The 12,665-nt window shown below is 43.3% G+C and carries 7 protein-coding genes; 4 read left to right on the plus strand and 3 right to left on the minus strand.

The window, feature by feature from the left end; translation table 11 throughout:
* Window positions 1-45: 45 nt before the first annotated feature.
* Window positions 46-609, plus strand: a complete 564-nt coding sequence (locus NVS78_RS12175) for a hypothetical protein (protein WP_286359413.1) — start codon at window positions 46-48, stop codon at window positions 607-609.
* On the opposite strand, the gene miaA is transcribed toward NVS78_RS12175, so the two are convergent.
* Window positions 610-1,527: a tRNA (adenosine(37)-N6)-dimethylallyltransferase MiaA gene (miaA, locus tag NVS78_RS12180; RefSeq protein WP_286359485.1), complete on the minus strand. Its 918-nt coding sequence runs from the start codon at window positions 1,525-1,527 to the stop codon at window positions 610-612.
* Between the two features lie 167 nt (window positions 1,528-1,694).
* Here miaA and NVS78_RS12185 point away from each other — a divergent pair, with 167 nt between their 5' ends.
* On the plus strand, window positions 1,695-2,216 hold the full coding sequence (locus NVS78_RS12185) for a GNAT family N-acetyltransferase (RefSeq protein WP_286359414.1): 522 nt from the start codon (window positions 1,695-1,697) through the stop codon (window positions 2,214-2,216).
* Between the two features lie 108 nt (window positions 2,217-2,324).
* Entirely contained in the window at window positions 2,325-4,298 is a 1,974-nt protein-coding gene (locus tag NVS78_RS12190; RefSeq protein WP_286359415.1) for a hypothetical protein, read from the plus strand.
* Between the two features lie 32 nt (window positions 4,299-4,330).
* Here the strand turns inward: NVS78_RS12190 and NVS78_RS12195 are convergent, their stop codons facing one another.
* Together NVS78_RS12195 and ligA are read right to left on the minus strand one after the other, a co-directional pair.
* Entirely contained in the window at window positions 4,331-6,832 is a 2,502-nt protein-coding gene (locus NVS78_RS12195) for an ATP-dependent Clp protease ATP-binding subunit (protein WP_286359416.1), read from the minus strand.
* Window positions 6,833-6,910: 78 nt separating this feature from the next.
* The gene (gene ligA, locus NVS78_RS12200; protein ID WP_286359417.1) at window positions 6,911-9,433 is read right to left on the minus strand and encodes an NAD-dependent DNA ligase LigA; all 2,523 of its coding nucleotides are present in this window, start codon (window positions 9,431-9,433) and stop codon (window positions 6,911-6,913) included.
* A gap of 206 nt (window positions 9,434-9,639) precedes the next feature.
* Here ligA and NVS78_RS12205 point away from each other — a divergent pair, with 206 nt between their 5' ends.
* The gene (locus tag NVS78_RS12205; RefSeq protein WP_286359418.1) at window positions 9,640-12,639 is read left to right on the plus strand and encodes a hypothetical protein; all 3,000 of its coding nucleotides are present in this window, start codon (window positions 9,640-9,642) and stop codon (window positions 12,637-12,639) included.
* The last annotated feature ends 26 nt before the right edge of the window (window positions 12,640-12,665 follow it).

A 12,665-nucleotide genomic window follows, 5' to 3' on the forward strand; every position in this document is an offset into this window, starting at 1 on the left:
TTCTTCATTTTCACATAAAAGAAGAAGTTTTAATTCAACAAGACCATGGAAAACAAACAAGATATTCTCAAGAAATTAGGGAGTAACGATATCGACTTAGTATCGGAAGCGATAGAACAGATCAAAACGGAAGGAGATCTGTCCATCGTTCCGGAACTATTGGATATCTTACTGCAATGCAAAGAGCCTGTCACTATCACCCATATCACTTCTCTCCTCTCCGATATTAAAGATTCGGGATTCAAAACCATCCTGATGGAAAAACTGATTCAGGCTGCAAATAATTCCGAAAAACCGAATCTACTACGCATATGCTGGGAATCGGCCATTGATTTTTCAGAATACATGGATATATTTCTGGATATTCTTTTGAAAGATGACTTTATTTCAGCCCTGGAAGCATCAACCGTCATCGAAAATCTATCGGACAACCTATCCGAAGTAAAAATAAAAGAAGCTATCGAACGGATAAAAGCATTACCGGCAGACGACGACAAAGCTTTTCTGTTGGAGGGTGTACTTCTCCATTTGGAAGAGATGCTCGATTCCTCGAAAGAGGACGATGACGAAGAGGAACATCATCATTGCGGATGCAACGGACATGATTGATCACGTCTCCTTAAGCCAGGATTTTACCTGATCTGCTTTCTCATCCAACGGCATATCTCCGTTCAGCCACTTGATATCAAAGCCGTCTCGTTCCATTTTCCGAAACCAGGTCATTTGTCTCTTGGCAAATTGGTGAATGGCTATATTCAACTTTTCGACCATTTCATCGTATTTCAAACATCCTGTCAAATACAGAGTTATATATTTGTATTCCAAACCATAATAGATCAGATCCTCCGGATTAATTCCTCCATCTAACAATCCTTTCACCTCCTCTACCATCCCGCTTTTCAAACGAGCCTGTAACCGTTCGGTTATTCGTTGTCTCCGTTTCTCCCGATCAAACAAAATTCCTACAATCAAAGATCGTATTTCAGGGAATGCCCCCTCTTCCGGTTCATGTGTAAGGTAATATTCGGCTATCTCGATACCCCGAATCGCCCGTTTTACCGTATCCGTATCCGTCGTGTTATGCAATGTTTTATAAGAAGCTAATATTTCCGCCAATTCAGCCAACGACTTAGAAGCCAGACGAGCCCTTAATTCCGTATTTTCGGGCACCGGAGTCATCCGATAAGCTTTCAATATGGACTCCACATACAATCCGCTTCCTCCACATAATACAGGAAATACTTCCCTTCTTTTGCAATCTTTCCATACTTTCAAAAAATCCTGCTGGTATTCAAAAAGGTTATACCGGTAACCCGCGTCTGCAATATCCATTAAATGATAGGGCACAGAACGTCCCTCGTATTCGTATTCGGACAAATCCTTACCCGTACCGATATCCATACCCCGGTATATCTGCCGCGAATCGGCCGAAATAATCTCTCCGTTCAACTCTGCGGCCAGCCTGACGGCTAACGCGGTCTTTCCCGTTGCAGTTGCCCCGATGACACTCAGTAAATTATAATCCATAGTTCCTACAGCATTCCAAAATCTATTCAATGGGTTTTCAAATTTAATTTATTTTTTTGAATCCCTTAGATTAATTTCAAAATTAACATGGAGGAAAGGAGGAAAATAGTATATTTGGATGCTGATAGAAAAGATAGATTAAAATAAATTTATAAAATCATCAACTTATGATCAATGACGAAATAATTCGACTAAGGCCATTGGAACCAGAAGATTTGGAATGCCTTTATAAATGGGAGAACGATATGGACCTGTGGGAAGTAAGTGACACGTTAACCCCTTTTTCTCTATTTACGCTAAAAAAATACATCGAAAGTTCTCATCTGGACATTTACACGACCAAGCAACTCCGTCTCATGGTTGAACTTATAGATCCGGTAACTCCAGTGGGATTAATCGACCTATACGATTTTGATCCTTATCATCAACGGGCGGGAATCGGAGTAATGATTCACAACAGCGAATACCGGAAAAAAGGTTACGCGACGTCGGCCATCCGTTTAATGCTCGATTACTGCTTTGAAACATTAGGCCTCAATCAGGTGTACAGCAGTGTTCCCAGCGGCAACGTGGGCAGCCGGAAACTTTTTGAAAAATTAGGTTTCGTACAAACGGGGTATCGCAAAGACTGGCTTCGCAGAGGCAACGAATGGGAAGATGTCGTTTATTTTCAATTACTTAATCGATAAGAATTAAAAAAATAGGAAGCTGTCGAGTCCGAACAGCTTCCTATTTTTATTTTTACACGTCATATTATTTACACCATGAACAAAAAAATCCTTAAGCATTCATTATTTATGGTATGTTTATTCGTCGGTTTAACAACTCGTGCTTCCATACCGGAAGAAACCATTCAGACAACCGTCACGGCCATACAAGCAAAGGGAGGTACGGATAAACAACTCGTAGAAGCAGGAGTAAGACAAGTAGCTCGCCTATGGCAATCAGATGACGGAAATACTAACGATTTCCAATCTTTTTGTATCGAAAATTATCTTACGGATCCCGTAACGAAACAACGGGTTTTTGAAAAGATCAGTAATTATTTTGAAGCTTTGTGGGGACATTTCAATGAAATAACGCTACAATTACAATTGAATCTTCATCAAGATAACGGACCTTTAGACGAAATAGATCCCCTGTTCGGAGCTTACAGTCCCGGCTCTCACTTGATCAGTGATTTTTACGCGAATAAAATCGGGTTTATCATCGCGTTGAATTTTCCGGAAGTTCCCTTAAAAGTGAAAGAGACCATCGGGACAGATCGACAGGCTTGGGCCTACGCTCGTTTAGGAGATATTTTCACCTCCAGGGTGCCTTCAGAATTAATCCAAGCCCAAGTAAAATCGGAGAGCGATGCAGACGTTTACATATCCGATTATAACATATACATGGGGCACGTGTCGAACGCCAAAGGGAAAAAACTATTTCCGGATGATAAGATTCTACTCTCGCACTGGAACCTTCGGGATGAAATTAAAGCAAACTATAACAAAGGAAAAGAGGGATTGGATAAACAACGTACCGTATACGAAGTCATGAAGAGAATCATCACGCAAGAGATTCCGACACAAGTCATCAACTCCGGAGCGTACGATTGGAATCCTTATTCCAATACCATCTCTTCAAAGGGTGAGCCAGTCTCCGTAATCCCCGAGGCCACGGAACGCTACCGGCGTATGCTAAATAATTTTCATGCCGTAAAAGCCATAGATCCCTACACGGGCAAAAACTTCATAGAACGAAAATTCTCCGGGGAGATGGAGATCTCTCTTAACGATGTTAAAACCCTGTTTACCCAGTTTCTAACCGCACCGGAATTAAAGGCCGTAGGAAAAATCATATCCAAACGCCTCGGACGCAAATTAGAGGCTTATGACATCTGGTACGACGGATTTAAGGCAAGAAGCAGCCTGGATGAGACCAAATTAGACGCCCAAACCCGACAACTTTACCCGGATGCCGCGGCATTTAAGAACGGACTACCCGATATCCTCATCCAATTGGGATTCACTCCCGAAAGGGCTAACTATATTTGCGATAAAATAGCTGTCGATGCAGCGAGAGGTTCCGGTCATGCCTGGGGAGCAGCCATGAAAGGACAACGATCACACCTCCGCACCCGTATTCCGGCAAAAGGAATGGACTACAAAGGATATAACATTGCCGTACACGAATTCGGACACAACGTGGAACAAACGATCTCCATGTACGACGTAGACAATTTCATGATGAGCGGTGTTCCCAATACCGCTTTCACAGAAGCCCTTGCCTTCATTTTTCAAAAACGGGATCTTCAATTATTAGGAATCGAAGACAATAACCCGGAAAAAGAAGAGATGGACGTTTTGGACAAATTCTGGAGTTTGTACGAGATCATGGGAGTTTCGATGTTGGATATCGCAACCTGGGAATGGATGTACGCTCATCCGGACGCTACGGCATCCGAATTAAGAGATGCCGTTATCTCTCTATCAAAAGAGATATGGAACACTTATTACGCTCCGGTATTCGGAAAGAAAGACGAAACGATCTTAGCCATCTATTCCCATATGATCAGCTACCCTCTCTACTTATCGGCATACGCGTTCGGACAAATTATAGAATTCCAGTTAGAAGATTACCTGAACGGAAAAACCTTTTCCCAGGAAGTAGACCGTATTTTCAGACTCGGGCGCCTCACACCCAACGAATGGATGTTACAAGCTACCGGTCACGATTTAAGCGTAGAGCCCATGGTAAAAGCCGTACAAAAAATAATAAAAAAATAAACATCAAACCGTCCAATGAAAAAGAGGCTTTTTCAAGCCTCTTTTTCATTTATAATAATTTTATCATTCTCCTTATCGTAATCCACCTGAAGTTCGCTCCCTTCCGGAATTCCTTTAATAATGACTTCCGCCAACTCATCTTCCAAATACTTTTGTATCGCCCGTTTCAACGGACGTGCCCCGTATTGCGGATCAAAACCTTTCTCGGTAATAAAATCTTTCGCTTCATTAGAAATGGAAATCTTCAAACCGAGATCGCCCACCCGCTTAAACAAGCCTTTCAGTTCGATATCTATTATTTTATAGATATCTTCTTTCGACAAGGAGTTAAACATGATTATATCATCGATACGATTTAAAAATTCCGGAGAAAAAGCATTCTTCAACGCCTTTTGCACTACTCCCCTCGCGTAATCGCTATCCCCGGTCCGATCCTGCGATCCGAAACCGATTCCGCGACCAAAATCTTTCAATTGGCGACTACCTATATTGGAGGTCATAATTACGATCGTATTCTTAAAATCGACCTTACGTCCCAAACTGTCTGTCAACTGCCCGTCATCCAACAATTGCAAAAGGATATTGAACACGTCAGGATGAGCTTTTTCAATCTCATCCAACAACACGACAGAATAAGGCTTGCGACGTACTTTCTCCGTTAACTGTCCTCCTTCCTCGTAGCCGACATAACCCGGAGGAGCCCCGACAAGACGAGATACGGCAAACTTCTCCATGTACTCGCTCATATCGATACGAATCAACGCATCTTCCGAGTCAAACAGATAGCGGGCAAGTACTTTAGCCAATTGCGTTTTACCCACTCCGGTTGGACCTAAAAAGATAAACGAACCTATCGGACGATTCGGATCTTTCAATCCGGCCCGATTCCGATGAATCGCTTTCACGATCTTCTCAATGGCCTCCCGTTGTCCCACAACACTCTCGCATAATTCGTCATGCATCTGCAGTAATTTCATTCCCTCCGTCTTGGCTATCCGTTTCACGGGAACCCCCGTCATCATAGCCACAACCTCGGCGACATCCTCTTCCGTTACCGTAATCCGGTTTTCATCCAATTCCTGCTGCCATTTATTTTTTTCATCCTCCAACAACTTCAACAGCTGTCTCTCCTTATCCCGAAAAGCAGCGGCAACTTCGAAATTTTGTTGTTTTACCGCCTCTCTTTTCTTCTCTTTCACCTCTTCTATCGAGGTCTCCAATTCTTCTATAATCGGCGGAACATTAATATTGGCAATATGCACCCTCGATCCAGCCTCATCCATGGCATCTATCGCTTTATCCGGCAATGCCCGATCGGATATGTAACGGGTCGTCAATTTCACGCAAGCCTTTATCGCCTCATCCGTGTAACGAACATTATGATGATCCTCGTAACGGGATTTTATATTATTTAAAATTTCCACGGTTTCATCAAATGAAGTCGCTTCGACCAATACTTTCTGGAAACGACGTTCCAAAGCCCCGTCTTTCTCAATATTCTGTCGGTATTCATCTAAAGTCGTTGCTCCTATACATTGGATCTCTCCTCTGGCTAACGCCGGTTTCAACATATTGGCTGCATCCAAATTTCCTCCAGAACCTCCGGCTCCCACTATGGTATGAATCTCATCAATAAACAGAATAATATTTCTATTTTTGGCTAACTCCGCCAATATGGCTTTCATCCGTTCCTCAAACTGTCCGCGGTATTTCGTACCGGCGACAATCGAAGCGATGTCCAAGGCGATCACTCTCTTGTCAAACAATACCCGGGAGACCTTCCGTTGTACGATCCGAATAGCCAAACCTTCCGCGATAGCCGATTTCCCGACCCCCGGATCTCCGATTAATACCGGGTTATTTTTCTTCCGGCGACTCAATATTTGGGCCAAACGCTCTATCTCCCGATCACGTCCCACGATCGGGTCCAACGTTCCCTCTTCCGCCGCCTTGGTAATATCGATTCCGAAATTATCCAGCACAGGAGTATCCGATTTCGCGGATGCCGTCCCTCCTTGCCGATAGGGATTATACATGGAAGAATCATCTTCGGAGTCTTCCGAATCATCCCCCTCTTCGTTATAATCTGATTGCATACGCATTTTCTCTTTTAAGACAGCTTCCTTAAAAATGTCATAATCAATATCCATGCTCTTGAACAATTTGGTCACAAATCCCGATTGATTCCTTAAAATGGCCAATACCACATGCTCGGATTCCAACTCTTCGTCACCCAAATCCCACGCCTCTTCCACAACCCGCTTCAATACGCTATTAGCCGCAAGTGTAAAATCAATATCGGTTACATTTTCCGATTTATAACGTTTTCCCCCGAGCCGTTGTTCTATCTTATCCTTCACCTCGTAAAAATCCAACCCCAAGGATATTAATATATCAATCGCCCGACCACTTCTCAACCTCAACAAACCTAAAAACAAGTGCTCCGGGTAAATTTTTGAGTTGCCCAATCGTCTTGCTTCTTCTCCTGCAGAGGTCATTATCTGTTTCAATCGTCTTGTTTCTTCTCTTCCCATAATTCTTGTCGTTTCCCGACTTTTTTTAATCTAACGTAAAGATAATACTTTTATACCAGAAATATCATGCATCTCTCATTATTCACTTTTTATTATCTTATTAAACTCTTCTTCAGACAAAATGGTTACATTTAATTTCTCCGCTTTTTTCAATTTGCTTCCGGCATTCTCTCCGGCCAAGAGATAAGTGGTCTTCGAAGATACTGAATCACTTACTTTTCCACCCGCTTTTAAGATCAAAGCCTTGAAATGTTCCCTTGGTAAAGAAAGAGTACCCGTGATCACAAAAGTCATTCCGGCAAAGACATCGCTCTCTCCCTCTTCCTCACGCATCTCTCCCCGTATGCCCCGTTGAAGGAAACGGGCCATCATCTCCCTATTTCCCGGTTTTTCGAAATAACGTTGCACGCTCCGGGCCATCTGTTCCCCGATATCCTCGACCTCTATCAACTGCTCGTAAGAGGCATCCATGATCGCCTGCAACGATTTAAAATGACGAGCCAAATTCCGGGAAGCACTTTCACCTATATAACGAATCCCCAATGCATTAATAAAATCAGGCAAATCCGCCCCTTTCGATTTTTCGATCCCGGCAATCAAATTATCCACCGATTTCTCCTGCAAGCGATAAACTCTTAAAGTATTCAATTTACGAATGAATTTTTCTTTCCCCCGCAGGAACAAATATATCCGTAAAGCCTCCTCCTCACTTATTCCCTCTACCGCCGCAATCTCCTTCTCCGAAGCTACCGCCAAACGATAGAGATAATCAAATTCGACAGCCAGCCAATCTGCTTTGTGACGATCGACTCCCGGAATATCCAAAGCATAAATCACCTGATTCAAAGGAATCATGTCTACCTCTCCCGCCTCCTTCAATCGCTCCAACATCTCGTTAAAAGGCAAACGAAAATAATCCACGATCTTATTTACGTTCTTTCTCCGATCGCCGGTAAACTGCAATTTCTCAATCGCCAGTAATTCTTCTCCGGATGCTTCGCTATATGCCTTTAAGCTACCGAAATGTTCCGCCAAGGCCTCCGCATTTTTTACCGATATGTTTTTTATTCCTATTTCAAATGCATAAATAACCTTGGATAAAGGAATACTATTCATCACATAGCTTTCAGGATAAATGATTTTTTCCATTCCGATCAACTCTTGCCGGTGGGCCGGCAACTCATAGATGTCCGAAACGTCCCTAATCCATCCCTTACTCAATAGCAAATCGATGGTCTCTCCTCCCATTCCCTCGATATCCATCGCTTTACGACTCACAAAATGTTCAATTTTTCCAGCTATTTGAGGAGGACAATGATCTTCGTTCGGACAGTAGTGATTGGCTTCCCCCTCGTGTCTTATTAACTCCGTACCGCATTCCGGGCAATGAGTAATAAACTGAATAACAGGAGCATCCATCTCTCGTTTGGCCTTATCCACCCCCACTATTTTAGGTATGATCTCTCCTCCTTTTTCCACGTAAACCCAATCATGAAGGTGCAGATCCAGTTCCCGTATAATATCCTCGTTATGCAAAGAAGCCCTCTTTACCGTCGTTCCGGCAATATGTACAGGGGCCAAATTAGCTACCGGCGTAATGGAACCGGTACGCCCCACCTGGTATACCACATCTATTAATCGGGTTTCTACACGCTCCGCCTTGTATTTAAAAGCAATGGCCCAACGAGGAGACTTTGCCGTATATCCCAGTTGCAACTGCTGACGAATACTATTTACTTTTATCACGATTCCGTCTATAGGTACCGATAAGGCTTTACGCCCCTCGTCCCATCTCCTGATAAAACTCAAAATCTCGTCCACATTCCGACAAATCTCTATATTCGCTGGAATTTTAAATCCCCATTCTTTGGCCTTCTGCAAATTACCGTAATGCGTCGGAGCGGGCGTATCGTCCCCGGGGATATAGTACAGATAACAATCCAATCGACGTTTCGCCACGATGGAAGAATTTTGTAATTTCAGAGTTCCGGCAGCCGCATTTCGCGGGTTGGCAAATAAGGCCTCCCCCGCCTCCGCCCGCTCTTCGTTCAAACGGTTGAAAACAGTAAACGGCATCAATATCTCCCCCCGTATCTCAAACTCTTCCGGGTAATCCTCTCCCTGCAAACGTAACGGAATCGTACGAATCGTACGCACATTCGCCGTTACATCATCTCCTTTCTCCCCGTCCCCGCGCGTAACGGCAACCTTCAAGTTCCCGTCTTCATAACGCAAGCTGATGGAAGTTCCATCGTATTTCAACTCACACACGTACTCCACCTCTTCATTTCCAAGTCCTTTACGAACTCTCTCGTCAAAATCCCGTATCTCCTGTTCACTATAGGTATTGGCAAGAGACATCATACCGTATCTATGCGGTACTTGCACAAACTCATTCGAGGAATCGTTTCCCACGCGTTGGGTCGGAGAATTCGGATCGTACCATTCCGGATGCTTATCCTCCAAAGCCTCTAACTCGTGCATATATTTATCGAATTCCATGTCTGAAATCCGAGGAGCATTTTTTACATAATAGAGATAATTATAATACTCCAACAGTTTCCTCAACTCTGCTATTCTTTCTTTTTCTATATTCTCCATAATTCCTCCGTTATCATCCATTCTACGAAACAGCCAACCCTGATTCTCATTTTATCAATTTATCCTCTCCCAACACCCCGAACCCTACAAACCTATTGTACGTAAGTTCGTTCACAAAGATAATTTATATAGATGTAGAAAATATTAAAATAAAAATATATTTTAGCGCATCTGTATCGTTTACAAACCGGTTGAAATTTACAAACATGAGATATCATCTTGATTTTAAGCCCCTATTTATTCGTATCGCAGTACTTCTGCTTTCCACTTTACCCCTGTCTACGGCCAAAGCCCAATTTGTCGATTTAGGGCAAGATCCCTGTTTCACCCGTTGGCGTCAAATTAAAACGGATGAGTTTCAAATTATATATCCCGATTTTTTCGAAGAACAAGCTCAATACATAGCCAATATATATGCCAAACTATACGCACACGGTAACTCGTTAGGCATAAAAGCCAAAAAAATATCCATGATCGTACGGGCCAACGGAGGTGTATCAAACGGAAACGCGGGATGGGCTCCCAAAAAGAGCGAACTGTACACAACTCCCCCGCAAAGTTCCGACGACAACTGGTTGGAACATCTTTGCGTACATGAATTTCGTCACGTCATACAATACGATAAGGTAAATCAAGGTTTCAGCAAAATACTCTATTACATTTTCGGGGAACAAATGACAATGGCCATCATCGGACTTTACATCCCGATGTGGTACCTCGAAGGAGACGCTACCGATTTCGAGACCTCCGTCGGAACGAACGGAAGAGGACGCTCCCCGGAATTTTTAAATGAAATGAAAGCACAGATCGTAGAAAAGGGACTTTACTCTTATGATAAAGCCGTATTGGGTTCATTGCGGGATTTCGTTCCGGATCGTTACACGATGGGATATTTTATGGCCGGAAACAGTCGGGTTCATTACGGAAACGACATCTGGCAAGATGCTCTCGCAAGAGTCGGGAAACGTCCGTATGGAATTACCCCGTTTGCCAGAAGTTTGAAAATAACGCTAAAACAGAAGAGGGACTCTCTATGGGCTCTTCCCCGTTTCCGTTCTTTCTTCGTCGACCCGGACAGCGTAAAGCAGGCAAATACCTATTGCGATGCCAAACGTACCCTGTACCGGGATAATTTCAGCGAACTGCAACAGATATGGAAGCGAGAGACCGATAGCACACAGAATCGCTTCGATACGCTTGTTACCCGGAATCCGGTTTATGCCAATTATCACTATCCCACACCCGCGGGGCAAGGGGAAATCATCGCCTACAAACAAGGGTTGGATCAAGCAGGAGCTTTTGTTCGATTGAAGTCAGGAGAAGAATCGATTCTCATACGTCCGGGAGTACTGTATGATTACAAATTCGCCTACAATCAACATAAACTGGTATGGTCGGAATATAAACCCAATCTTCGCTGGCAGCACGGAGGAAAAATGGTCTTAGTCAGTTTCGACATGCAAAAACGGAAATACACGAGACATCCGGCATCTTTCAACCGGTTCGCACCTTTTGCCGTCGGCAAAAACTGGGGATTCGTGGAAGTAAATAAGGAAAATCAGGCTTCGATTGTCATCACGGACCCCACATTTAAAAAAGAGCTTTTCCGTCTAAAAGGGAAAGAACATGAACTTTTCGTTCATCCCTCCTTCGACGGCAAGAAGCATATCTTAACGGTTGTCGTTTCCCCTTCCGGAAAGAGATTAGAACGAATTGACCTGAAAAACGGAAAGAGAGAATCCGTCACACCGGAAACGAATTACGAGTTAGACAATCCGATCGACCTGAAAGGAGAGACCCTCTACCGGGCAGCATTTAACGGTAATAACTCCTTCTACCGACAAAAAGACTCTTTACACTTTGGAGGAAACATCTTAAACGGTCGTTTTGGAATCCGTTACCCCGCCCTTTCCCCACAAAAAGACACGCTTTACTTTTCGTTCTATACGGCAGACGGATACAAGCCTGGAAAAATGGCTTTACAACAACTCGAGGAGACGGATATCCGCTCCAAATGTTTTCCATTAGCCGAAGAGTTAACCCGTCTGGAAAACTGGAAATTCAAATTCACTCAAGATTCCGTTTACAAAAGCAAAAAATACAACAAAGCTCTCCATTTGTTCAATTTTCATAGCTGGGGCCCCATTTTCCCGGATAAAGACGACATGGATATCGATTTCGGCATTGCTGTAAGTTCCCAAAATAAATTAAGTACACTATTTCTTACGGCAGGCTACGTGCGAGGAAGGGACTATCCCCACGGCAACTGGCAAGTCAAAGCTACTTATAAAGGGTTCTGGCCCGTTTTTCAGGTTGAATTCAAAAGCGGAAGACAAGACGATTATATGACGAACATAGATTACAACGCCACGAACCTGATCACCCACAAACAAGACACCGTTCTCATATACAATACCAACCGATACACACAACTAAATACGGTCATACAATTCCCATTTACGTTGAATATCAAAAACATTCTCAGAACATTAACCCCTTACGTGAAATACGAATTAAAAACCCTGCATCAAAACAAAATAAAAGAATTCGGATCCGTATACGACTTCAAAAAAAATCTCTGGCAAATTGCCCATCCCAACGATTATCAATTTAAGAACCCAGATAGGACATTGCAAATCATGCAATACGGTATCATATTCTACAATCAGACCCGAATGAATGCACGCGATGTAAACCCGCGATGGGGGCAACGGTTAGAAGCCGGTTTCGCTCACACTCCTTTTGAAAATTTAGATTACGGAAATACCTGGTGGGGAGAAGGCAGATTCTATTTTCCGGGATTTGTTCCGCATCACTCATTTTACGCTTATTTAGGGCATCAGGAGAAATCAAACATAAATAATTACTTCAGCAACGAAATCCTCTCTCCAAGGGGTATGACTCTCAGAGGTCATCGATTATCCTCTCTTCATTCCGGTTACAAAATGCCCGTTTGCTATCCGGATGCACAGGTAGGCCCGGTCTTATACATGAAACGCCTGACCACAGGAGTATTCTTCGACGCGGGAAAAGAAAAAAACAGGTTACATTCTAAATTCTTCTATTCCTACGGGATCGAAGCGACTGTGGATTCCCATTTTTTCCGCCTGCCATTCCCGGTTAATTTAGGTTTCAGAACGGGTTACGAGACCAAAAAACAATCCATGTTTTTCGACATTCTGTTTTCCGTGGCATTGACCATTTGAATAATTTCCTCCAAGCTCTGATTCGG

Origin of the sequence: Gabonibacter chumensis (genome assembly GCF_024741215.1) — a bacterium.
GTDB classification, from domain to species: domain Bacteria; phylum Bacteroidota; class Bacteroidia; order Bacteroidales; family Marinifilaceae; genus Gabonibacter; species Gabonibacter massiliensis.

What these genes read in the sequence shown, in the direction of transcription:
- NVS78_RS12175 (WP_286359413.1), top strand. Translation starts at nt 46, where the DNA reads ATGGAAAACAAACAAGATATTCTCAAGAAATTAGGGAGTAACGATATC.
- miaA (WP_286359485.1), bottom strand. Translation starts at nt 1,527, where the DNA reads ATGGATTATAATTTACTGAGTGTCATCGGGGCAACTGCAACGGGAAAG.
- NVS78_RS12185 (WP_286359414.1), top strand. Translation starts at nt 1,695, where the DNA reads ATGATCAATGACGAAATAATTCGACTAAGGCCATTGGAACCAGAAGAT.
- NVS78_RS12190 (WP_286359415.1), top strand. Translation starts at nt 2,325, where the DNA reads ATGGTATGTTTATTCGTCGGTTTAACAACTCGTGCTTCCATACCGGAA.
- NVS78_RS12195 (WP_286359416.1), bottom strand. Translation starts at nt 6,832, where the DNA reads ATGGGAAGAGAAGAAACAAGACGATTGAAACAGATAATGACCTCTGCA.
- ligA (WP_286359417.1), bottom strand. Translation starts at nt 9,433, where the DNA reads ATGGAGAATATAGAAAAAGAAAGAATAGCAGAGTTGAGGAAACTGTTG.
- NVS78_RS12205 (WP_286359418.1), top strand. Translation starts at nt 9,640, where the DNA reads ATGAGATATCATCTTGATTTTAAGCCCCTATTTATTCGTATCGCAGTA.